General features: G+C 60.7%; 23 protein-coding genes. 15 read left to right on the plus strand and 8 right to left on the minus strand.

The features are described 5' to 3' along the window. The first annotated feature begins 6 nt into the window (after window positions 1-6). The 8 genes from benB to ACN0SW_RS02395 are packed head-to-tail and all read left to right on the plus strand — an operon-like array spanning window position 7 to window position 6,949. Window positions 7-534, plus strand: coding sequence for a benzoate 1,2-dioxygenase small subunit (benB, locus tag ACN0SW_RS02360; protein ID WP_417726275.1), 528 nt, complete (start codon window positions 7-9; stop codon window positions 532-534). Window positions 535-585: 51 nt separating this feature from the next. Then, window positions 586-1,608, plus strand: coding sequence for a benzoate 1,2-dioxygenase electron transfer component BenC (gene benC / locus ACN0SW_RS02365; protein WP_417726276.1), 1,023 nt, complete (start codon window positions 586-588; stop codon window positions 1,606-1,608). Next, window positions 1,605-2,384: a benzoate diol dehydrogenase BenD gene (benD, locus tag ACN0SW_RS02370; RefSeq protein ID WP_417726277.1), complete on the plus strand. Its 780-nt coding sequence runs from the start codon at window positions 1,605-1,607 to the stop codon at window positions 2,382-2,384. Before benC ends, benD begins: the two co-directional genes overlap by 4 nt. Before the next feature lie 41 nt (window positions 2,385-2,425). After that, entirely contained in the window at window positions 2,426-3,598 is a 1,173-nt protein-coding gene (locus ACN0SW_RS02375) for an ABC transporter substrate-binding protein (protein WP_417726278.1), read from the plus strand. Between the two features lie 54 nt (window positions 3,599-3,652). Next, window positions 3,653-4,522, plus strand: a complete 870-nt coding sequence (locus tag ACN0SW_RS02380) for a branched-chain amino acid ABC transporter permease (RefSeq protein WP_417726279.1) — start codon at window positions 3,653-3,655, stop codon at window positions 4,520-4,522. Window positions 4,523-4,526: 4 nt separating this feature from the next. After that, a complete protein-coding gene (locus tag ACN0SW_RS02385; RefSeq protein WP_417726280.1) occupies window positions 4,527-5,531 on the plus strand; it encodes a branched-chain amino acid ABC transporter permease in 1,005 nt (334 codons plus the stop codon). Continuing rightward, window positions 5,524-6,267, plus strand: coding sequence for an ABC transporter ATP-binding protein (locus tag ACN0SW_RS02390; RefSeq protein ID WP_417726281.1), 744 nt, complete (start codon window positions 5,524-5,526; stop codon window positions 6,265-6,267). Before ACN0SW_RS02385 ends, ACN0SW_RS02390 begins: the two co-directional genes overlap by 8 nt. Beyond that, complete coding sequence (locus tag ACN0SW_RS02395; RefSeq protein WP_417726282.1) at window positions 6,260-6,949, plus strand: ABC transporter ATP-binding protein; 690 nt, start codon at window positions 6,260-6,262, stop codon at window positions 6,947-6,949. The genes ACN0SW_RS02390 and ACN0SW_RS02395 overlap by 8 nt, the downstream gene beginning before the upstream one ends. Window positions 6,950-7,015: 66 nt before the next feature. Here the strand turns inward: ACN0SW_RS02395 and ACN0SW_RS02400 are convergent, their stop codons facing one another. Further along, window positions 7,016-7,906, minus strand: coding sequence for a LysR family transcriptional regulator (locus ACN0SW_RS02400; RefSeq protein WP_417726283.1), 891 nt, complete (start codon window positions 7,904-7,906; stop codon window positions 7,016-7,018). A 423-nt stretch (window positions 7,907-8,329) separates the two neighbouring features. After that, a complete protein-coding gene (locus ACN0SW_RS02405; RefSeq protein ID WP_417726284.1) occupies window positions 8,330-9,205 on the minus strand; it encodes a dioxygenase in 876 nt (291 codons plus the stop codon). A gap of 196 nt (window positions 9,206-9,401) precedes the next feature. Here ACN0SW_RS02405 and ACN0SW_RS02410 point away from each other — a divergent pair, with 196 nt between their 5' ends. The 5 genes from ACN0SW_RS02410 (at window position 9,402) to ACN0SW_RS02430 (ending at window position 14,136) form a co-directional block, all read left to right on the plus strand. Beyond that, complete coding sequence (locus ACN0SW_RS02410) at window positions 9,402-9,782, plus strand: hypothetical protein (RefSeq protein WP_417726285.1); 381 nt, start codon at window positions 9,402-9,404, stop codon at window positions 9,780-9,782. Next, window positions 9,779-10,636: an alpha/beta fold hydrolase gene (locus ACN0SW_RS02415; protein WP_417726286.1), complete on the plus strand. Its 858-nt coding sequence runs from the start codon at window positions 9,779-9,781 to the stop codon at window positions 10,634-10,636. Before ACN0SW_RS02410 ends, ACN0SW_RS02415 begins: the two co-directional genes overlap by 4 nt. Window positions 10,637-10,650: 14 nt before the next feature. Beyond that, window positions 10,651-11,511 (plus strand): 3-keto-5-aminohexanoate cleavage protein, encoded by an 861-nt coding sequence (locus ACN0SW_RS02420; RefSeq protein ID WP_417726287.1) that lies wholly within the window; start codon window positions 10,651-10,653, stop codon window positions 11,509-11,511. Beyond that, complete coding sequence (locus ACN0SW_RS02425) at window positions 11,508-12,716, plus strand: benzoate/H(+) symporter BenE family transporter (RefSeq protein WP_417726288.1); 1,209 nt, start codon at window positions 11,508-11,510, stop codon at window positions 12,714-12,716. Before ACN0SW_RS02420 ends, ACN0SW_RS02425 begins: the two co-directional genes overlap by 4 nt. Window positions 12,717-13,104: 388 nt before the next feature. Beyond that, window positions 13,105-14,136: a trans-3-hydroxy-L-proline dehydratase gene (locus ACN0SW_RS02430; RefSeq protein WP_417726289.1), complete on the plus strand. Its 1,032-nt coding sequence runs from the start codon at window positions 13,105-13,107 to the stop codon at window positions 14,134-14,136. A 93-nt stretch (window positions 14,137-14,229) separates the two neighbouring features. Here ACN0SW_RS02430 and ACN0SW_RS02435 read toward each other — a convergent pair whose 3' ends face one another. Genes ACN0SW_RS02435 through ACN0SW_RS02450 form a run of 4 tightly spaced genes read right to left on the minus strand, consistent with a single transcriptional unit; the run spans window position 14,230 to window position 19,105 of the window. Beyond that, complete coding sequence (locus tag ACN0SW_RS02435; protein ID WP_417726290.1) at window positions 14,230-15,471, minus strand: NAD(P)/FAD-dependent oxidoreductase; 1,242 nt, start codon at window positions 15,469-15,471, stop codon at window positions 14,230-14,232. 21 nt (window positions 15,472-15,492) lie between these two features. After that, entirely contained in the window at window positions 15,493-16,407 is a 915-nt protein-coding gene (locus tag ACN0SW_RS02440; protein WP_417726291.1) for a proline racemase family protein, read from the minus strand. Continuing rightward, window positions 16,398-17,357, minus strand: a complete 960-nt coding sequence (locus ACN0SW_RS02445; RefSeq protein WP_417726292.1) for a dihydrodipicolinate synthase family protein — start codon at window positions 17,355-17,357, stop codon at window positions 16,398-16,400. The genes ACN0SW_RS02440 and ACN0SW_RS02445 overlap by 10 nt, the downstream gene beginning before the upstream one ends. Window positions 17,358-17,404: 47 nt before the next feature. Then, window positions 17,405-19,105: an aconitase X gene (locus ACN0SW_RS02450; protein WP_417726293.1), complete on the minus strand. Its 1,701-nt coding sequence runs from the start codon at window positions 19,103-19,105 to the stop codon at window positions 17,405-17,407. A 156-nt stretch (window positions 19,106-19,261) separates the two neighbouring features. Between ACN0SW_RS02450 and ACN0SW_RS02455 the strand changes: the two genes are divergently transcribed. After that, complete coding sequence (locus ACN0SW_RS02455; RefSeq protein ID WP_417726294.1) at window positions 19,262-19,897, plus strand: helix-turn-helix domain-containing protein; 636 nt, start codon at window positions 19,262-19,264, stop codon at window positions 19,895-19,897. Window positions 19,898-19,944: 47 nt separating this feature from the next. Beyond that, complete coding sequence (locus ACN0SW_RS02460; protein ID WP_417726295.1) at window positions 19,945-20,982, plus strand: Ldh family oxidoreductase; 1,038 nt, start codon at window positions 19,945-19,947, stop codon at window positions 20,980-20,982. A gap of 61 nt (window positions 20,983-21,043) precedes the next feature. Here the strand turns inward: ACN0SW_RS02460 and ACN0SW_RS02465 are convergent, their stop codons facing one another. Then, complete coding sequence (locus ACN0SW_RS02465) at window positions 21,044-21,766, minus strand: amino acid ABC transporter ATP-binding protein (protein ID WP_417726296.1); 723 nt, start codon at window positions 21,764-21,766, stop codon at window positions 21,044-21,046. Next, window positions 21,759-22,412, minus strand: coding sequence for an amino acid ABC transporter permease (locus ACN0SW_RS02470; protein ID WP_008282006.1), 654 nt, complete (start codon window positions 22,410-22,412; stop codon window positions 21,759-21,761). The genes ACN0SW_RS02465 and ACN0SW_RS02470 overlap by 8 nt, the downstream gene beginning before the upstream one ends. Between the last annotated feature and the right edge of the window lie 4 nt (window positions 22,413-22,416).

The raw sequence follows: 22,416 nt of genomic DNA on the forward strand, positions 1-22,416 counted from the left end.
GAGACCATGACAACCACAACGCTTGACCGCCAGAGTGCCGAGGCAACCATGACCTATGAAGAAATTCAGGCCTTTCTCTATGCCGAGGCGCGCGCGCTCGATGATCGCGACTGGGACACTTGGCTGACCTTCTATCACCCGGATTGTCCGTTCTGGATGCCGGCATGGGATGACGAGGATCAACTGACCGAAGACCCGCAAAACGAGATGTCGCTGATCTATTATCCCGACCGTTCGGGCATCGAAGATCGCGTGTTCCGCATCCAGACGGATCGGTCTTCGGCCACCTCGTTGCCAGAGCCGCGCACCAATCACCACCTCGCCAATATCGAGGTGCTGAGCCGTGCTGGGGGTCGGATCACGCTGCGCTTTAACTGGCACACGCTGACCTATCGCTATGCCAAGACCGATCAGCATTGGGGCACGTCGTTCTATACGATTGATGCCACAGGGACGAAACCGCTGATCACAGACAAGAAGGTCGTGCTGAAAAATGACCAGATCCACCATGTGATCGACGTCTATCACATCTGAGACCATGACCGGCGCGCCTGCGGGGCGCGCCAGCATAGGGAGGAGCCCGCCATGACCAGCTACAATGTCGCCCTGAATTTCGAGGATGGCGTGACCCGCGTCATCCAATGCGAGGATGACGAGAAAGTCACCGAAGCCGCGTTTCGGCAAAAGATCAACATTCCGATGGATTGCCGCGACGGGGTCTGCGGCACCTGCAAATGCTTTGCCGAAAAGGGTGAGTATGAGCTGGAATTCTACCTCGACGAGGCGATGACCGAGGATGAGGAGGCCGAAGGCTATGTGCTGACCTGTCAGATGATGCCACAAAGCGATTGCGTGGTCCGGGTGCCTGCTTCCTCTGCCGTGTGCAAGACTGCACCCGAGGCGGTGGCGGCTGAGGTTCTGGGGGTGGACCGTTTCTCGGAGACGTCCTTTGGCCTGCGCGTCAAGCTGGCCAAGCCGATGGGGTTCCTCCCCGGTCAGTATGTGAATGTGAGCGTGCCTGGCACCGAGGCGCACCGCTCCTATTCTTTTTCGTCTGCACCGGGGTCCGATGAGGCGTCTTTCCTCATTCGCAACATTCCGGACGGGCTGATGAGCCGCTATTTGGGCGAGCGTGCCACCCCCGGTGATGCCGTCACGCTGACTGGCCCGATGGGGGCGTTTTACCTGCGACCCATCACGCGCCCGCAACTGTGGCTGGCGGGCGGTACCGGCCTAGCGCCGTTCCTGTCGATGCTGGAACAGGTGGCCGAGACCAGCTCGGATCAGCCGATCACGCTCTATTACGCTGTCACGCGCGCCGCCGATTTGGTGGAACTGGAGCGGGTGATGGCCTTGGCCGGGGCAATTGGCAACGTGACCGTGATCACCGTGCTGGCAGACAAAGACGAGGCGCACGCGCGCAAGGGGTTTGTCACCGATCACGTGACAGCCGAGGATTTGAACGCGGGCGATTGCGATGTCTATCTCTGCGGTCCGCCCCCGATGGTGGACGCCGTGCGCGCGCATTTCGCGCAATTGGGCGTAACCCCCGCCGCCTTTCACTTTGAGAAGTTCAACCCGACCGAGACAGAGGCTGCTGCCGCATGACACCGCGTTTCACAGGCAAGGTGATGGTCGTAACGGGCGCCGCCCAAGGGATCGGGCGCCGGGTGGCCGAACGCGCCGCCGCCGAGGGCGCGCGGGTTCTGGTCGTGGACCGTTCCGAGCATCGCGAGGCGGTGGTCGAGGCGATCCGTGACGCAGGCGGCGAGGCTCAGGCGCTCAACGTCGATCTGGAAACATGGGAAGGCTGTGACGCGGCCATCGCAACGGCGGTCAAGATCTGGGGGCGGATCGACATTCTGATTAACAACGTGGGCGGCACGATCTGGGCCAAACCTTATGAGCATTATGCCCCGCATGAGATCGACGCCGAGGTGCGCCGCTCTCTCTTCCCGACGCTTTATTGCTGCCGGGCGGCGATTGAGCGGATGTTGCCGCAAGGGTCGGGCGTGATCGTCAATGTCTCGTCCATCGCCACGCGCGGCCTCAACCGGGTGCCTTATGCGGCCGCCAAGGGTGGGGTGAATGCAATCACCGCCAGCCTTGCCTGGGAAGTGGGCGGGCGGGGTATTCGCGTGGTCGCCACCGCACCGGGAGGCACAGAGGCCCCGCCGCGTGTGGTGCCGCGCAACCCCAATGCAGCCGACGAACAGCGCGCCGACTGGTATCAGACCATTGTCGATCAGACGATCCAGTCGAGCCTATTGAAACGTTACGGAACACTCGACGAACAGGCAGGGCCAATCCTGTTTCTGGCGTCGGATCAGGCCTCTTACATCACGGGCGTCACGGTGCCGGTGGGCGGGGGCGATCTTGGATAGACCCTGAGGAGGGGTCTGAACACCAACTGGAGGACTACACAATGAAACGCGCAATTCTGGCGGCCCTCGGGCTTGCCACTGGCCTCGCTTTGCCTGCGAGCGCCCAAGACATCAAGGTCGGTCTGCTGCTGCCATTCTCGGGCGTTTATGCGGCGCTGGGCAATGACATCGAAGCCGGGTTTACCACCGCACTCGAACAGTTCGGAGCCGAGACCCCAGCCACATTCGAGATCGTTCGCGAGGATACCGAGGTCAAGCCGCCAGTAGCTCTGGCCAAGGCCAAGAAGCTGATTTTACAGGATAAGGTCGATGTGATCTCGGGCATCGTGAGTTCCGGCGTGCTGGGCGCTGTGCGCGACATGGTGCATGGCGCGGGCGTGCCGCTGATCGTCGCCAACGCCGGCAATGACGAGGCCACCGGCGAGGCCTGCTCGCCCTATATCACGCGCATGTCCTTTTCCAACGGGCAGGTCAACCGCCCGATGGGGCAGTGGATGTATGATCAGGGCATCCGCAAGGTCTATACGCTGGCCCCCGACTATGCCGCCGGGCGGCAGATGATCGACGGCTTTGTCCAGACCTTCACCGCCGCTGGCGGCGAGATTGTCGGGCAGGATTTCACCCCCTTTCAGAAGACACAGGATTTCGGCCCCTACATGGCGCAGGCCAAGTCAAGCGGTGCCGAGGCGGTGTTTGTGTTCTACGCGGGCGGCGAGGCGATTTCCTTTGTCAAACAATACGATAGTTTTGGTCTCAAGGCTGAGCTGCCGCTCTATGGCTCGGGGTTCCTAACCTCGTCACTCTATGTCAATGCCGAGGGACCGGCGGCGGAGGGCGTGATCACCGCGCTGCATTATGTGCCCACTATCGACACCCCTGCCAATGCGCAATTCGTCGAGGCGTTCAAGGCCAAGACCGGCCGGGTGCCGTCGGAATTCGCGGTGCATGGCTATGATGCGGGCCGCGCACTGATCGAGGCGGTCAAGACGGGGGCCACGGATCGTGAGAGCCTTGCCAATGCATTGCGACAGGTGCGTTTCGAGGGGCCGCGCGGCGCGCTGTCGATTGATCCCGCGACCAACAACATCGTTCAGCCGATCTATGTCTACGAGACTGTCGCAGGCGCGGATGGGCTGACGCAGAAAGTGTTGGCGCAACTGCCCGCCGAGGCCGATCCGGTCAATGGCTGCGAGATGGCACCGGTCAGCAACTAAGACACAAGGCTCGGCCATATCCTTGGCCGAGCCCCTTTGGGAGGAGGTTTCGCAATGTCAATCGATCTTGGGTTTTGGACGCTACAGGCGCTCAATGCGCTGCAATTGTCGATGCTACTGTTTCTCTTGTCCATCGGCCTGACCGTGATCTTTGGCCTGATGCATTTCGTCAACCTCGCCCATGGCGCGCTTTACGCGCTCGGGGCCTATTTCGCGGCCTCGGTTGCGGCGGTCGGCGGCTATTGGGCTGGGTTCTTTCTGGCCCCGGTGGCGGTCGCGGGGGTGGGCGTGCTGCTCTACTCCGGCCTCATTCAGCGGATGCGTAAATCTGGTCCGATGGCGCAGGTTCTGGTGACCTTCGGGCTGATCTTTGCGCTTCTGGACATCACCCGGATCATTTGGGGTGATCTGGCACTGGGACTTGAGGTGCCAGCGATCCTCGCGGGGCGCGTGGCGCTTCTGGGGGTGGAGTATCCGGCCTACCGCCTTTTCATAATTGCTTTGGGGCTGGCGATTTTCACCGTGCTGGCCTTTGTGCTCAACCGCACGCAGATTGGCGCTATGATCCGCGCGGGCGTGGACAATGACGCGATGGCGGCGTGCCTCGGCATCAATGTCGAGCGGCTGTTCTTTATCGTGTTTTGCGTCGGTTGTGCGCTGGCAGGGCTGGCGGGTGCTGTGGCGGCACCGCTCTTGTCGGTCACGCCGGACATGGGCCTGCAAATCCTCATTCCCACACTGATCGTGATCGTGATCGGCGGCTTGGGCTCGCTCAGGGGGGCCATCGCAGGCTCGATGATCTTTGGCTTCGTACAGACCTTTGGTGCGGTGCTGGCACCGCAACTGGCCTCGGTGCTGATTTACGCGCTCTTGGCGGCGGTGTTGGTGATCCGCCCCGTGGGCCTCTTTCCGGCGAAAGGATAAGGCGATGTTTCGACATACACCGCTCAGATATGGTGCGCTGGTGCTTCTGGCTACCGCGGCCCTGTTTCAGGCCTTTACGGCTGAATATTTCGGATTGGAGATCCTGACCGAGATCGCGATTCTCGCCATGCTGGTGATTGCACTTGATATGGTTGCAGGCTTTGGTGGCATGGTGTCGCTCTGCCACGGCGCGCTCTTGGGTGTCGGGGCCTATGGTTATGCCATTCTGACGACCAAGGTAGGGCTGACGCCGGTGGTGGCCATGGTGGGTGCGGTGGCTGTGACGGGTGTGGTGGCATGGGTCATCGGAGCAATCTGCGCGCGCAGCCACGGCATCTACTTCATCATGGCGACGCTGGCCTTTGGGCAGATGGGCTATTCCTATGTGTTCGAGGCGCCGCTTTTTGGTGGTGATGACGGGCTGGGCGGGATTGACCGGTTGGACCTCACGCTGATTGGCTTCGATCTCAACGATGGTCGCAGCTTTGCTCTGTTTACGCTCGCGGTTCTGGCGGTGATCTATGGCGCGGCGGTGCTGATCCTGCGGTCAGGGCTGGGCCGGTCGCTGTCCGGCGTCATGCATAACGAGCAGCGGATGCGAGCCCTCGGCCTGACAGTTTGGCGGGTCAAGGCGGATGTTTTCGGTCTCTCGGGTCTGATCTCGGGGTTTGCGGGTGTCATGGCGGCGCAACATGTGATGTATGTCTCGCCAGGATTGCTCAGCTGGACGGTTTCGGGAGAGGCGCTTGTTGTGGTGATCCTCGGGGGGCTCGGCACTCTGGTTGGTCCGATGCTGGGGGCTGCCGTCTTTGTGCTCCTCAAGCATGAGGTCGGTGCTCTCACGAGCTATTGGCACCTTGTGGTGGGCATCCTTCTGATCGCGGTTGTGATGAGCCGCGCCAATGGCATCTTTGGCTGGATCGAAGCGCGGTTTGGCGCGCGGATTGAACGACGCGCGGCGGATGCGGTGCGCGATATCGAACCGAGGGAGGTCAATACAGATGCTTGAGACACGCAATCTCGACAAGAGCTTTGGTGCGGTGCATGTCACGCGCGGGGTCTCGCTCAAACTGGAGCGGGGCGAGCGGCGGGTGATCCTTGGCCCGAATGGGGCGGGCAAGACGACGCTCTTCAATCTTCTGGTGGGCGAATTGAGCCCCGATAGCGGATCGGTGCATCTGGCAGGCGAGGATGTGACTGCCCTTCCGGTGGCACGGCGCGCACGGCAGGGTCTGTCGCGCAGCTATCAGAAGAACACGCTGTTTGACGGGCTGACCGTCGAGGAAAATCTGGGGCTGGCGGCGGCGATCCACACGGGAAATGCCACGCGGTTACATACCGACAGCCTCGCGCGTCCCGAGGTGCGCGAGATCGTGGCGGAGGTGGCCCAACAGGTCAATCTCATGCCCTACCTGCATGCGCGGGTGTCCGAGGTGAGCTATGGCGTGCGGCGGCAATTGGAGGTGGGCGTGGCCCTTGCCACACGGCCCCTCGTTCTCTTGATGGACGAGCCGACAAGTGGTGTGGGCCCCGAGATGGCCAAGGGTTTTCATGACCTGCTGAACAACCTGCCGCGTGATCTTACGCTTCTGATTATCGAGCATGACATGGATCTGGCGTTTGACGTGGCCGATACAATTACCGTGCTGAACTATGGCGAGGTGGTGTTTGACGGGCTGCCTGAGGCGGCGCGCGGCTCAACGCTGCTCAAGGAAATCTATCTGGGGAGTTGGGAAGATGCTTGAACTAAGCGTTGTCAATTCGGGTTATGGCGAAACCCAAGTGCTCTATGGCATGGGGTTGCGCGCTGAGGCGGGCCGGGTTCTGGCCATTCTGGGGCGCAATGGCGCGGGCAAATCCACCACGCTCAAGACGGTGATGGGGCTTTTGCCGCTGCGCGAGGGGCAGATCACCTTTGAGGGGCGTGCTATGCCCAAACGACCCTATGATATCGCCAAGGCGGGCATCGCCTATGTGCCTGAAACGCGGGATATTTTTCCCTCATTGACGGTGCGCGAAAACCTCGAGATCGCCGCCAAGCGGTTTGACGGCGCCTGGACGATGGAACGGGTTCTTGAGCTGTTTCCCCGCCTTGGAGAACGGCTGGACAATGGCGGCATGCAGCTTTCGGGAGGGGAGCAGCAGATGCTGGCGATCGCCCGCGCGCTCTTGATGAACCCGCGTCTGCTGATCCTCGATGAACCGACCGAGGGGCTGGCGCCAATTATCGTCAGGCTGATCCATGACAAGTTGATGGAGTTGAAGCGTGAAGGGTTGTCGATGGTGTTGGTTGAGCAAAATTTCGGTTTTGCCACCTCGCTTGCCGATGATGTGGTGGTGGTCAGCAAAGGGCAGGTGGTCTGGACCGGCAGTGCCGATGAAATCCGCGCGGATGCGGAGGTACAGCATCGCTGGTTGGGGGTGTGAGGCACTCTGCGGTTTTGATCCGCGCGAGTGGCATTCGAAGGGCAGAAAACGGCCAAGCTGCCCGTTTCAAAATTGCTTGCGCGCGACCCGTTGCGCGATCTTGACGAAGTTGTGGACATGCACGCCCTGTTCGTCGAGCCGATGGCTGACCGACAGGTTGGTGCGGGCGATTTCCGGCTCGATCCTGAGAAACTTCATGTTCTTGCGCGGGGCTGTCGATACTGATTCAGGCACGATACACACCCCCTCTCCAATCGCGACGAGGCTAAGCGCGGTCTGAAGATCCATACACCAGATCCGCAGGGGGGCGGTAAACCCGGCGGCCTCAACCGCCCGTAGAACGAAATCGGCATAGCTGGGCCGTGGATATTCCGGATAAAGCACGAGGTTGTGCGTCTCCAGCCGCTCAAGCTTGGCCACGGTACGCCCGCCGGTATCGACCGTGTCGGGCAGGGCTAGGATCAGCTTTTCCTCCATCAGCTCCTTGGTTGCGAATTCGGGATCGCTCAGTGCGGGCCGGGCAAAGGCCACATCGAGTTCGCGTGACACCAGAGCGCGATGCAGCTGCGCGTTGTTCATCGGATTGAGGCTCAGATTGACCTCGGGATAATTGGCTCGGAAGGATTTGATGATATTGGGCAGGATGCCAAAGGTGGCCGAGCCGACAAAGCCGATGCGCAGCCGCCCTTCCGCCCCCTGTCCCAATCGGCGCACCTCAAGCTTGGTGTCTTCAAGCTGCGCCAGAATCGAACGCCCGCGCTCTAACAGCCGCTCGCCCGCCTGCGTCAGGCTGATGGCGTTGCGACCACGGTTGAACAGGATCGCCTTCAGATCCTCTTCGATCTGCTTGATCTGACGGCTGAGCGGTGGTTGCGCCATGTCGAGCCGCTCGGCGGCGCGACCAAAGTGCAATTCCTCCGCCACTGCGATGAAATAGGTCAGTTGCTTGAAATTCATGGTGTCCTCCACCCCATGGCACAGCCTAGCCTGTTGCGGGCATAAAAAAAGCCCCAAAGATTTCCTCGGGGATCTTCCCAAGTCCCTCATTTCCATTGAGATGGCGACAATGCGGGATGGGGTCGCCGACGGTCCAGGTCGCCGCGAAGCCTGTGTTTGGCCTGTAGCTGACGCTGGCTCAAAGTAACGAGCTGCGCGGTCGCTAGGCCGCGGGACAGCCCAGAGATCGCGTGGCACCCTTCAGGCTTGGTCCCCCGCGCGTGGGTGCGTTTGACGCCCCCCTAAGACAGTTCAGGTCGAAGGGTTCGATCCGCGATCAGCCACCCTCTATGCCAGAGCGGATTCCCGCTCCAGGTCAGGCCCGGAGCGGGTGTTTTCGGTTTGATGCCACACGCCACAGGCGTTTTGAGGAAATGCGTCCGATTATTCGGCGGCCACAGCCTGTGCGTTGGCTGCGGATTTGAGCACGAAATCGAACTTGAAGTGCAGGTCTGTGCCAAGTTCTTTGGGCGCTGGTTTGAAGCTGCCGATCAGGCTGTCCTTGACCGCAAAGACGCTGTCATCATCGAGCCATTTGCTGTCGCCATCGTAGATTTGGCTGATCAACTGGCGGTAGCCGTCTTTCGAGATGATGAAATGCATATGGCCGGGACGGTAGGGGTGATGCCCCATATAGCGTAGCAATTCGCCCGCCGTTTCAGTGTCAGGGATCGGATAGGGCACCGGGCGCACGGCGACGAAGGCGTAATGACCATTCTCATCGGTCTCAAAGCGGCCGCGCAGGTTGTATTCCGGCTGATCGGGATCAAGGTTCTCATAGATACCGTTCGGAGCATCCTCCCAAACATCGAGCGTGACGCCGGCAATCCCATTGCCATCCGCATCGCGGATATAACCCTCGTAATAGGCGGTTTCCTCGTTGTCGTAATGTTTCTGGATGGTCGAGGCGCCCTTGGGCAGAACGGGCGGGTTCTCGCGATAGAACGGCCCAAGCACGGTCGACTCGCTCTCGGGTCCGTCGACCGGATTCGAGAGCATGTCCACCAGCACCTCGACACCGATGATGTCGCCCAGAAGGATGAACTCCTGTCGGTTCTCATCACAGGTTTGTCCGGCGCGCTTGAGGTATTCACAGCCCTCAAGAAATTCGCCGTGTTGCAGGTTCACATCCTTGCAAAAGGCATGCAGGTGCCGGATCAACGCGGTCATGATCTCGCGCTGGCGGTCGGTGATATCACCGTGCTTTCCAAGGCTCGCGATCACCACATCAGTGATATTTTCAAGATTGACGATTCCCATGGGTTCTCCTCCAAACGGGTGGGTTTCTGATCTCCTCAGGCTGGCCGGAGCCTGCCCCTGTGGTCCTCGTTGTCGGCCAATGCAGACGGCAAACCAATGCCGCAGGCGGTATTGCGTGATACCCCATCCGGCATGGATCAGTGATCCCCTTCAATGTCACTTCTACCACATGCGCAGCACAAAGAGGGAGGCAAAGATGATCAACAGGTTTCGGGATATTCAGGCACGGCTTGAGGATCAGCCGTATCTCATTCGTCTTGGGCGGCTGTTTTCAGAGACTGTCCTGATCGAGCTGGAGGGTGAGGAAATCTATCTGACCTTCGACAAGGGCCACATCGTTTCTGTTATTGCCGGACCAAGCCGCAAGACGCCTTGGCGGTTTGCGCTGCGCAGTGACGCGGATGCGCTGGAGCAGTTCTGGCAGCCACGCCCTGCGCCGGGATTCCACGACATTTTCGGGCTGGCCAAGATTGGACGCGGGCGGATTGACGGCGACATCTTGTGTTTGGTCAAGAACCTGCGCTTCTTCAAGGAGGTCATGGCGCTGGCCCGCGCAACAGAGGAGGTGGACGCATGACCATTGAGCCAATCACCGGGCGCTATGTGAGCATCGAGATCGCTGGCAAGCCGCAACGCATCTATTTCGAAGAGGCGGGGCAGGGGCGACCGGTTCTGTGCCTGCACACTGCCGGAGCCGATACCCGGCAATGGCGGCATCTGATGAATGATGCAGAGGTGACGGCGGGCAATCGCCTGATTGCCTTTGATATGCCATGGCACGGCAAATCCCTGCCGCCTGAGGGGTTCGAAACCGAAGAATATCTGCTCTCGACCGCAGGCTATATCGATACCGTGCTGGCGGTGGTCGCGGCCTTGGGTTTGGAACGTCCCATTCTGGCGGGCTGTTCCATGGGCGGGAGGATTGCGCTGCAACTGGCGGCGTTGAAGCCTGAGCACTTCAGCGGCTTCATCGCGATCGAGGCGTCGGACTTTCAATCCGCATGGTATGATATCGACTGGTTCCATCGGCCTGACGCGCATGGCGGAGAGATGGGAGCGGCGCTGGTGTCGGCCAATATCTCACCCTATGCCCCCAAGTCCGAACGCTGGAATACGCTCTGGATGTTCATGCAGTCTGGCCCCGGTGTCTTTCGCGGCGATCTGAGCTTTTACACCCGTGATGACAGCCTGATCGGGCGGCTGAGCCAGATCGACACTGGGCGTACCCCGGTGCATTTTCTGGTGGGGGCTTATGACCTGACCTGCACGCCTGAGGATGCAAAACGCACGGCGGCGGCCATTCCCGGTGCGACGCTTGCAGTGATGGACGAGTTAGGCCACTTTCCAATGAGCGAGCATCCGCAAGGATTCCGCCCGTTTTTCCTTGATGCCCTCGCGCGGATGCCGCGCGCGGCGGCGCAAGCGGCCTGAGAGGAGAGTCCGAGATGAGCAAACCCTGTATCATCTGTGTTGCGATCACCGGCAGCCTGCCGCAGAAATCCGACAATCCGGCGGTGCCGATCAGTGTGGCCGAACAGATCGAATCCACCCATGAGGCGTTTGAGGCCGGGGCGAGCATTGTGCATGCGCATGTGCGCAACGCCGATGGTTCGCCCTCGTCCGATCCAGAGAAATTCGCCCGCCTCAAGGACGGGTTGGAGACGCATTGCCCCGGCATGATCATTCAGTTTTCCACGGGTGGCCGGTCAGGCGCGGGGCAGACGCGGGGGGCGATGTTGTCGCTGCGCCCTGACATGGCCTCGCTCTCGGTGGGGTCCAACAATTTCCCCACTCGGGTCTATGAAAATCCGCCTGATCTGGTGGAATGGCTTGCCTCGGAAATGCGCGCGCATGAGGTTAAGCCCGAGATCGAGGCGTTTGATCTGAGCCATATCCTGAAGGCGAAAGAGATGGCAGATCAGGGGCAACTCATCGGCACGCCCTATGTGCAATTCGTGATGGGCGTCAAGAATGCGATGCCCGTCGACCGCGACGTGTTCGACTACTACATCCATACGGTGAACCGCCTGTTTGGTCCGGACGCGCCGTGGTGTGCGGCGGGGATCGGGCGGCACCAGATCATGCTGAATGACTGGGCGGTGGCGGCGGGCGGACATGCTCGTACCGGGCTTGAAGATAACGTTCGGTTGGATCGCGACAGGCTGGCCCCTTCCAATGCTGCGCTGGTGCGGCGGGTGGTCGAGTTGTGTGATCAGCATGAGCGCCCTGTCGCCACATGGGCAGAGGCGCGGCAGATGCTGGGTCTGAGGGCACCAAGCGGGCTGAAAGACGGCAAGGCAGCATGAGCGCGCGGACGGCACGGCAGGCATGGCACCGCGCTGTTCCGGCCACGGCTGTGGCCGCAGGGTTTCTTGCGGTGCTGGTGTCCTACTCCGGGCCGCTTCTGATTTATCTCAGTGCGGCGGATGCGATGTCTGTGTCAAATGGCACATTTTCATCTTGGGTCTTTGCCATTTCCATTGCGGCGGGCCTGTCGAGCATCCTGTTGAGTCTGTGGCTGCGCCTGCCGATTGCGATGGCATGGTCAGCACCGGGCACGGTGCTTTTGATCTCGGGCGGTGCGAGCTTGAGTATCCCCGAGATGATCGGGGCCTATCTCGCGGTGGCGGTGGCGCTGGTCCTGATCGGCCTCTCAGGGCTATTTGAGCGGCTGGTTGAGGTGCTGCCACCCGTGGTCACCAATGGCATGATGGCAGGCATTCTTTTTGGCTTTGGCTTGGCGGCGGCACGTGGGTTAGCCTCTGATCCGGTCACCGTCATGTCACTGCTGGCGGCCTTTGTGGTGTTTTCCGTGGCTCTGCCGCGTTACGCGATGCTGTGCCTTTTAGTCTTTGCCGTGGTTGTGACGGCGATGGAAAGCAATCTGCCCCTGGCCAGACTGGGGCTATCGATGGCATCCCCCGAAATGGCATATCCCGGCTTTTCACTGTCGGCGATGTTGGGGTTGGCGCTGCCGCTTTTGATCACCACGCTCAGCGGGCAATACCTGCCGGGAATGGCCATCTTGCGGGCGAACGGGTTTGTCGTTTCGGCGCGGCCGATTTTGATCTTTGGAGGTATCGCTTCGGCGGGGGCGGCGCTCTTTGGGGGAATCACTACGGCGCTGGCGTCGATCACAGCAGCGTTCTGTGCTGGACCGGATAGCCATGCCGACCCGGCCAAACGTTATCTGGCGGGGGTCGCCTGTGGCCTGTTCTTCTGTTTGGGTGGAATATTTTCCGGGACGATCGTTGACTTGCTGGTGGTTCTTCCGGCTGAGATAATTGCGCTCTTGGCGGGGTTGGCCCTGCTGGGGCCAATCCAGAAATTCTTGTCGGATATGGTCGCAGGTGGCGATAGTCACGCTGGGTTGCTGACCTTTCTATTCACTACATCAGGTGTCAGCCTCTATGGGATTGGCGCGGCCTTTTGGGGCGTTGCCGTGGGTTTGGCAGTCTTTCATCTGACCCGTTGGTTGCGAAAGATGCGCGCCGGGATCGAGAGGCGATAGTGTCGACGTAATTCCGAACTGACAAGGCGTGGCAATTTTCTCTCAGATCAATTTACCCGATTGGCGCACCGCAGCCCATCTCAACCGATTGGGCGGCCACGATGTGATCATGCCCTGCTGGTACAAGGGTTTATGATTGCAATGAAGACGGGCGGGACATTCAGTTCTCGGGAATGATTGCTTTGGCGGCGGCATATGCCAGCAGAACGGCTGCGCCCCGCATCTGTCTTGACGCGGTTACGCGATGTGATCGGCCAAGCAAACGCCCCATTGACCCGATTGCGATGCCACGCGCATAACTGTGATGTGTGCCTGAAACCGTCGCGTTTAATCGAAGCGCCATCCGACTGCTAAAGGCCAGATCAGCCAGAGCCCAAAGAGGAATACCATGCGAAGCAGCAAGATCATTCATGTTGTCTCTTGCCACGCCGAAGGCGAGGTGGGTGATGTCATCGTTGGTGGGGTGACGCCGCCACCGGGCGATACGATTTGGGATCAACGCAAGTGGATCGCCGAGGATCAGACACTTCGAAACTTTATGTTGAACGAGCCACGGGGCGGGGTGTTTCGGCACGTCAATCTATTAGTGCCACCCAAGCATCCGCAAGCGCAGGCGGCGTGGATCATCATGGAGCCTGAGGATACGCCGCCAATGTCGGGGTCAAATTCGATCTGCGTGTCCACGGTGCTTCTGGATAGCGGCATTATCCCGATGCAAGAGCCGGTGACGCATATGGTGCTTGAGGCACCGGGCGGTCTTGTGCGGGTGCGGGCTGAGTGCGCCAATGGCAAGGCCGAGCGTATTTTTGTGGAAAACCTGCCCTCATTTGCCAGCCGTCTCGCGGTGCCGCTTGATGTGCCGGGCTTGGGTCAGATCACGGTGGACACGGCCTTTGGTGGGGATTCCTTTGTGGTGGTCGATCCAGTAGCCCTCGGTGTTGATCTGATTGAGGATAACGCACGGCAAATCGCAGAGCTTGGTATTCGCATCACCAATGCCGCCAATGCGCAATTCCGGTTCGAGCATCCGGAAAAACCTGATTGGGCGCATCATTCTTTTTGCCTCTTTGCCGGTCCGATCACCCGTGAAGGCACCACGTTGCGTGCGCAATCGGTGGTAGCGATTCAACCCGGCAAGCTCGATCGCTCTCCCACCGGCACAGCGGTATCGGCGCGGATGGCCATTCTCGCGGCGCGCGGCGAGATGGGCGAGGACGACCGCTTTACCGGACTGTCGATCATTGGGTCTGAGTTTCATGGGCGCATTCTCGGGCGCGTGAAGGTTGGCGGGCAAGAGGCTATCCGCCCTGAGATCAGTGGGCGGGCGTGGATCACCGGTACGGCGCAACACATGCTCGACCCGAGCGATCCGTGGCCGGGGGGATATCGGCTGTCGGACACTTGGCCAAGGATTGGCTGAAGAGGGCGCGGTGGCTGGCCTGAAGGGGATATTTGGGATGCCGCTCGCGCGGCTTGACACTCGAGGCGATGGTGCTCTTCACACCAATCGCCCCTAAAACCGCCCCGCGTCAAATGCCCCAAGGTCTATTGCCGGATCACGCCGCCCGGCGAGCGCCGCCACCAATTCCGCTGTGCCCGCCGATTGCGTCAGGCCCAGATGGCCATGACCAAAGGCATAGATGACCCGATCCGCACGCGGCGCGCGCGAGATGATCGGCAGGCTGTCGGGTAGCGAGGGGCGAAAGCCCATCCATTGCGTGCCGCCTGTCGGATCGAAACTGGGCAGAAAATCACGGGCCTTGCGCACGAGGGTTTCAGCGCGTTTGTAATTGGGAGCAAGGCGCAGGCCCCCCAGTTCCACCGCGCCGCCCACGCGCAGGCCCTCACCGATTTTGCTCACGACAAAGCCGTGATCGGCAAAGGTCAGATGGGTGCGCAGATCAAAGCTGGCGGTTGGGAATGTGGTGTTATAGCCGCGCTCGGTTTCCAGCGGGATGGTGTCGCCCAGTGTGCGTGCCAGTTGGTGCGACCATGCGCCAGCCGCCAAAACGACCTGATCGGCGCGGACCGTGTCACTCGCGGTTTCCACTTCTATGCCATTCCCCACCTGTCGCAACGCGCGAATGTCGGCGATTTCGATTGTTCCGCCTGCGGTGATGAACAGTTGTGCCAAATGCTCGGTCCAGCGCGCTGGATCGACGGTGTTCATCCAGTCCGGTGTGAAACCGGCATGGGTGAAACGTGGATTGAGCCCCGGTTGGATTTCGGCAATCGCGGCGGGGCTTTCGAGCAGGTCAAAACGCACGCCATGCTGGCGGCGCAGATCCCAAGCAGGCAGACTGGCGCGATAGGCGGCCTCTCCTTCATAGACCTGCAATTGCCCCTCGCGGCGCATCAACGGCTCGCCTGACACATCCGCGATCAAACGCTCCAGCGCGGCGCGGGACTGGTGCATCAGGCTGGCCTGTGCCGCCACCGCCGCCGCGTAGCGATCCTGCCAGCTTGCCCGCCAGAAGCGCAGCATCCACGGCAGGAGCGGCAGCGCATAGGCAGGCGGAATGGACAGCGGTCCCAGCGGATCGAGCAGCCATTTGGGGGCCTTGCGCAGGATGCCGGGTGTCGCCAGCGGTTCGATGTCAGTATAGGCAAAGGCCCCGGCATTGCCGCGCGAGGTTTCTGCTGCCACGCCCTTGCGATCGAGGATGCGGACGCTGTGCCCGTCGCGTTGCAAGGCAAGGGCGCTGGTCACACCGATGATGCCGGCGCCGATGACAATGATTTCAGAGCGGGCCATAGAGCACCTTTGCCGTTGAGGTCAGAGACAGATGCCGTTGCGGAACGGGTCGCGCGGGTCAAATAGGAGCGTGCTTTCGGCCATCACATAGGCCTGCCCGGTGATCGACGGGATCACGCCGCCGGTGGGGCCGGGGGTGTAGGACAGCCGGTAGGTGCTGCCGATCACGCTTTCCTGCACGATCTCTTGACCTGCGCTCAGACGCCCTTCGGCAGCGAGGCATGCCAGCCGCGCAGAACAGCCGGTGCCGCAGGGCGAGCGATCATAGGCATTGTCGGGACACAGAACAAAGTTGCGGCTATGCGCCGCCGCGTCATCCGATGGGCCGTAAAAGATCACATGATCCACCTCGATCCCCTGCGCCTGCACCGCCGCGCGCACTGCGATGGTGACATCGGTCAGCGCCCGGATATTGCCCGAATGGACAGGAATGGGGCTGGGATCGACAAGGAAAAAGAGATTGCCGCCATAGGCCACATCGCCAGAGACCGCGCCGATACCCTCAATCTCGACCGTGACGCCGGTATGGGTGCGGTGGCTCTCGATATTGGTAACGGTGACGGTATTGGCGTCTGTCAGATCGACGGTGACGATGCCGACGGGGGTTTCAATCCTGTGCGTGCCGGGTTTGATCCGTCCCATATGCGCCAGCGTGACCACCAGGCCAATGGTGCCATGGCCGCACATGCCAAGCACCGCCTCGGCGTCAAAATAGATCACGCCGGTGACGCAGGTCGGATCGGTCGGCGGCACCAGAAGGGCGCAGACCATCGCCACCTGACCGCGCGGCTCCAGACTGATCGACTGATAAAAATCGCGATGCTCGGAGGCCAGTAGCCGCGCGCGGTCTGACAAAGGCCCGGACCCAAGGTCCGGCCCCCCATCCAAGATCACGCGCGTCGGCTCGCCGCCTGTGTGGCTGTCGATCACATGCATTCAGCGATCACCCCGCCCTGTTTGACCCAATTGGCAAACCATGTGTTGAACTGATGAAACTGCGCCTCGCAGAACCGCGCCTGCGATGCGGAGAGCGCATCGGTTTCGTTGATGTTGAGGCGGTATTCCTCTTCGCCTTTCAGCACCATCATATGCTTGAAATAGAGCACGAGATCCACGCCCTCGTCGAACTTGGCGATGACATGCAGCGCATCGGCCAATTCACGGGCGCGCATATCGGCCTCGGGACAGCCCTCCGCCGCACGACGTGACAGCGCCACCTGCAAGAGCGCCTCCTTGGGGAACATGGTGCCAATACCGGTGATCGCCCCCACCGCCCCGCATTTGACAAAGCCGTGGTAAACTTCGGTATCCACACCCACCATCAGGATCACATCATCATCCTGAGAGGTGATGTGCTCTGCGGCATAGCTCAGATCATTCTTGCCGCCGAATTCCTTAAAGCCGATGAGGTTCTTATGCTCGGCGCGCAGGGCAAAGAAGAGGTCGGCCTTGGTCGAATAGCCATAATAGGGGCTGTTGTAGATGATCGCAGGCACGTCCGGCGCTGCTTCCAAAATGGCCTTGAAATGGTTGCGCTGTGCGGCCACCGACAGGCCGCGCGACAACACGCGGGGGATGACCATGAGGCCAGCGGCACCGACTTTTTGCGCGTGTGCAGCATGGGCTACGGCGGATTTGGTGTTGATCGCCCCGGTGCCCACGACCACGGGTACGCCCGCCGCAGTCAGGCGCGCGACACCCTCCATGCGTTCTTCATCCGTCAGGAGCGGCCAGTCGCCGCAAGAGCCACAATAGACCACGCCCGACATGCCCGCCGCGATCATCTCCTGCCCCTTGCGCACCAGTGCGTCGAAATCAGGTTTACGGTCCGGGGTGCAGGGGGTCAGCAGGGCGGGGATGGTGCCGTGAAACACGTCTTTGTTCATGGGTAAACTCCTTTGAATGAGCGTCTTTTGGTGCCGGATGCGGCGGGTCAGTGGCCTGCAAGGGCGGGTGCCGGGGTGATCCACGGCGGTGGGGTTGTGGGCGCGATGCCGGATTGCGCGGTCAGGGCGCATTGCGCGAGCGCGCCAAAGCGCACGGCGCGGTTGCTTAATCCCGGCGCATAATGCGCGTACTTGCCGGAATTTGTCATCAAAACCTTTGCTGAGGGCGGAAAGACCGGCTCGGAGATCGAGCACCAGCAAATATCTGGCACGATGGTGACGCCAGAGGCCTCCAGCCGCGCCTTGACGCCATTTGCGCTGATCGTGGTCAATGTGCCACGTCCCAGCGTGATAATGGTGGCGACATCCGGGTTGACATGCCGTCCCTCCATCAGATCGGCAAAGGCGTTGCACTCAGCGGCAGAAAAATGCGGACTGCCGAGCGCCACCAGATCGACCTTGTCGGCCCCCTGATTGAACCCTTGCCAGAGCCGGGCAAAATCCTGTGCCGTGAGGCTCGCCTGATCAGCATCCGGGGTGGGGGGCATATCCGCCTCGGGCGTGATCCCGGCAATATGCATCATCGGAGAGGCAGAGGTGGTACCATAGGCAGCGCACAGCGCCTTGAGATCATCCTCGGAGGGCTGCGTGTTCTCTAACCCACGCAGCAGCGGAATGCGATCTGGGGCGACCTGTCCCACCAGCCAGCCCAGCATCGGCCAGAAGGCATCATCGATCCCTTCGGGCACCTCGACGTTGATGATCCGGCGCGGGGCGCGGTTCTGGTCAAGATAGACACCAGAGCGTGCGGCGCGCCCCGTGAGCGCGATGCACAAATCCATGAAATCGGCGTGTTTCACGGTGCGCGCGCCCAGAACCGTGTTGGCGTAGATCACGGCATTGCTCTCGGCCCAGGCGATGTCTTCACCAGCGCCCGGTTTATCCTCAAGCAGGTAGGGGGCACAGGTGAAACTGGGGCGCGCGCCCATTTCAACATAGGCATCAGCCAATTGGCTGGCGGGCAGGCCGAAATCCTCGGCCACGCCTTGGGCGCGCCAGTTGCCATGATCGACGGAAATCGCATTCATCGTGGTGGGCACGCGCACCCGCCCGCCCTTGTCGGCCATGGCGCGGGCAAAGGTCAAAAAGGCGGGGCTGGCATAGATGCAGCCGTCGATATGCACGCGGGTCACGTCTGTGAGGCTCGGTGCCCCCTGTGCGGCGGCCAGAGTGGTGATGATCTCCATCGCCAGTTTCGCGGCCTCGCCATGCGTCCCGGCAAGAAAGGCGCGGTCAGTATCGCTGAGGGTCAGTCCCTCAGACGCGACGGGGGTGAGCGGGAAATCCAAATCGCCCGCTCTCAGATGCGCGGCGGTGATCGTGGCATGGCTTTCTCGTGCCAGTTGTTCATATTCAGTGGCAGAGAGACGCACAACAGCGATGGGATGCTGGAAGAGACGGGTTGCGACAAGCGCGCCAAGCGTCAGAATGTCTTCTCCCTCTCGGAACACCAGCGCCTTGGGGGCGGCCCCGGCAAAGGCGAGACCCAATAGCACGCCGCTGCCCGTGCAAGAGCCGCGACTTGTGGGCATCATCACAACATGTCCGGCCAGTGATTTTCCATGCTGCGGATGGTGGGCGTCGATGATCCGACCGGTTTTCGGATCAACGCCGCCCCAAACGCTGAGGCCTTCTTCACAGAGCAATATCGGCCCATCCACCTCGGCGGCAACGATCAGGTCCGGCATGAGATCACCCTTTGTTGAAGTCTGTTTCCGAGCGAGCCGGTTGGGATGGAGGAAAAATCCGATATTCGGTCTCCCCCTTCGTTATCCGGATTGCTATTGTTGTGCTTAACCCAAATATATGCTTAAACAGTCATGACTGGTAAGAAAAGAAAAATTATGGCCGAAACGGAAAAAACCTCTACCGCAATCGCGCCGGATGATTGGGATGTAGAGCGCCATCAACTGCGCGCTGATCTTGGAGCCAGAATGAAGGCTGTGCGCCAATCCTGCGGCTATACGCTTGAGGTGGCGGCACAGCGCACAGGTCTTGCCCTCTCGACCATCCACAAAATCGAGAACGGGCGCGTGTCGCCCAGCTATGAGAATCTGATCAAGATTGCCCGCGCCTATGACATCGGGATGGAACGACTCTTTTCAGCCGACCACGACGCGATACAAACCACGCGCATGACGGTGACGCGGGCGGGTCAGGGACGCAAAGTGCGGTCCAAGAACTTTGAATACGAGGTGCTGTGCAACGCATTGGCGGAGAAAAAGATCATCCCGCTGGTGACTTTGGTTGAAAAGCGCGCACCGCTTACGCGCGACGAGCTTGAATCGCATGACGGTGAGGAAACGCTCTATGTGCTCTCGGGCCGGGTTGAACTGACGGTCGAGCATTACGAACCTGTCATTCTTGAAATCGGGGATTGTGCCTATTTCGACAGCACCATCCGACATGGCTTGCGGGCTCTTGATGACACCGAAACCAAGGTGTTCTGGGCTTGCACCTATACTGACGTCGACAAGTGAACGGATCGCGTCCAACCATCTGAGACAGACAAAGAGGAGAACGCCGCATGGCCGAACCGCATATGATTTCCGTTGATGACCTGTTGGCGCGCGTGACGTCGATCTTTGAGCGCAGCGGTGTGCGCCCCGAGAGTGCCGCCGCCGTAGCGCGGGTGATCGTCGCGGGCGAACGGGATCAGTGCAAGTCACATGGGATTTACCGGATCGAGGGGTGTTTGCGGGTGATTTCGGCAGGCAAAGTGGTGCCGGATGCCGTCCCAGTGCTGCATGACACGGGTAAGGCGGTGATCGAGGTTGACGCGGGCGGCGGGTTTTCCAATCCTGCGTTTTATGCGGCAAAGGATATTCTGGCGGCGCGGGCAAGGGAAACCGGGCTGGCCGCTCTGGTGATCCGTGATTGCTTGCATTTCTCGGCTCTCTGGCATGATGTCGAATCCTTGGCTGCGGACGGGCTTGCGTCGTTGTCGATGTGTCCCAGTTATTCGTCGGTGGCGCCTACGGGGGGCAAAGAGCCCCTGTTGGGTACCAATCCGATCGCCTTTGGGTGGCCGCGCCTTGGACCCAACCCGTATGTGTTCGATTTTGCTACAAGCGTGGCGGCGCGCGGCGAGATCGAATTGCACCGCCGCGCGGGCACCCCAATCCCTGAGGGCTGGGCGATGGACTGCGACGGCAATCCCACCACAGACCCCGAGGCGGCGCTGGCGGGTGCGATGCTGCCGTTTGGCGGGCATAAGGGGTCCGCGATTTCGACCATGGTCGAACTGCTGGCCGGCGCGATGCTGGGCGAATTCATGAGCAAGGAGGCTCTGGAGTTTTCGGGCGGAACCAGCCTTTTGCCGCGTCACGGCGCGCTGGTTCTGGCGCTGGACCCTGCCACCTTTGCAGCGCGGAGCGGGCGTGATCCGATTGCCGAGGGTGAGCGGCTCCTGAGCGCCATCGGGGCGCAGGGCGCGCGTCTGCCCTCGCAGCGGCGGTTCGCCGCGCGCGCGGTATCTTTGCGCGACGGGATCACGCTCAGTGCGGCGGAAATGGAGCAGTTCGAGCGGTTCGAGGCCGAAGGGCTGGCGGCGGTCGCAGGTTGATCGCATTGGCGAAATTGGAAAGGCGCAGGGATCTTCCTGCGCCTTTTTCATGCTCTCAACGTTAGCGCACGTTGGCCAGAAACTTTTGCGTTTCAGGGTGCTGCGGATCGCCAAAGAGCTGATCCGGTGCACCGATCTCCGCCATGATACCCTGATGAAAAAACGCCACCCGGTTCGACACATCACGGGCAAATCCCATCTCATGCGTCACGCAGATCATCGTCATGCCTTCTTCGGCCAGCATCTTGAGGGTTTCCAGAACCTCGCCCACAAGCTGCGGATCAAGTGCTGATGTCACCTCGTCAAAGAGCATGTAATCGGGCGACATCGCCAGAGCGCGGGCAATCGCCATGCGCTGTTGTTGGCCGCCCGACAGGCGCGCGGGATAGGTCGTCAGCTTGTCACCCAAACCCACATGGCGCAGTTGTTTTTCTGCAATCGCCTCGGCCTCTGCATTGGCCATGCCCAGCACCTTGCGCGGGGCCAGCGTGACATTCTCCAGCACGGTCAGATGCGGAAAGGCGTTCCATTGCTGAAACACGATGCCCACCTTGCGGCGCAGCTTGTTGAGGTTGGTCGACTTGGCATGCACCTCGGTGCCGTCGATGGTGATCTTACCGCTATTGATAGGCTCTAACCCGTTGATGCAGGTCAGCAGTGTCGATTTTCCCGAACCTGAACCGCCGATCACGGTCACCACCTCGCCGCGCTGAACCGTCAGGTCGATCCCCTTGAGAACCTCCAGATCACCAAAGGATTTACGGACATTCTGGATCTCAATCATTGGACCACCTTTTTTCGAGATAGCCGCCGAAACGGGCAAGCGGGAAGCTGATGACAAAGTAGAAAGCGCCACAGATCAGCAGCAGGAATAGCGGCTCTTGCAGGCGCGTGATGAGGATCTGGGTCGATTTCAGAAGTTCCGTGACCTGCACCACATAGACAAGCGCCGAGTCCTTCATCACGCCAAGGGCCAGACCGATCCACGACGGAAGCGCCACGCGGGTGGCCAGCGGCAGCACGATATAGCGCATATCTTGGCCCCATGTCAGCCCGAGCGAGCGTGCGGCGCGGCGGGTGATTTCGGGCACCGCGTCAATGCCGCCGCGCACGATTTCGGCACAATAGGCCGAGGTGTAGAGCGACAGCACAATGCAGGCCACGGTAAAGCCGGAAATCTGAAGCTGTAGCACCATGCCAACAAAGGCATTGCCCAGGACAAGCTGAATCAGCAGCGGCACCGAGCGGAAGATATCGAGAAAGAAGGTCAGCGGCGCAGCCAGCACCGGGCCAAGCTGCATTCGGATCACCCCAAAGAGGATGCCAAGCAGCGTTCCGATGACCACGGAAATTGCGGTGACAAGGATCGTGATCCCCGCACCCTTGGCGAGAAAGACCAGATCGTTGGCGGTGAGGGCGGTATCAAACATTGGT

Origin of the sequence: Roseovarius sp., assembly GCF_048262375.1 — a bacterium.
Taxonomy (GTDB): domain Bacteria; phylum Pseudomonadota; class Alphaproteobacteria; order Rhodobacterales; family Rhodobacteraceae; genus Roseovarius.